This window comes from Paraburkholderia sp. SIMBA_027, assembly GCF_046535315.1.
GTDB classification, from domain to species: Bacteria; Pseudomonadota; Gammaproteobacteria; order Burkholderiales; family Burkholderiaceae; genus Paraburkholderia; species Paraburkholderia tropica.
In genome coordinates this window covers 1-238 of sequence record NZ_JAWRWY010001543.1, presented here as the reverse complement: position 1 = coordinate 238, position 238 = coordinate 1, and the positions used below count along the sequence as shown (strand labels likewise).

Annotated in this window: 1 protein-coding gene; it reads right to left on the bottom strand. The window is 66.8% G+C overall.

Annotated elements, in window-relative coordinates; genetic code table 11:
* A partial coding sequence (locus SB764_RS44365; protein WP_410867356.1) for a hypothetical protein occupies positions 1–238 on the bottom strand: 238 nt, incomplete at both ends.

Below are 238 nucleotides of genomic sequence, written 5' to 3'. Positions count from 1 at the left end.
CGGTGCGGATCTCATCGTAGAGCTGCAGCATGTCGAACGGCTCGGCGCAGGCCATGCCGAGCACGTGCTGGGCCAGCACATCCAGCGCGCCACGGCCAACCGGCGGGGTGTCCTGCGCACCGATGTAATTCGCATCGAGCGCCGCCTGGCACTCCATGACCTCGAAGCGGTTGGCAGGGACGAGGATCGCCTTTGACGGTTCGTCCATCCGGTGGTTGGCGCGGCCGATGCGTTGTGC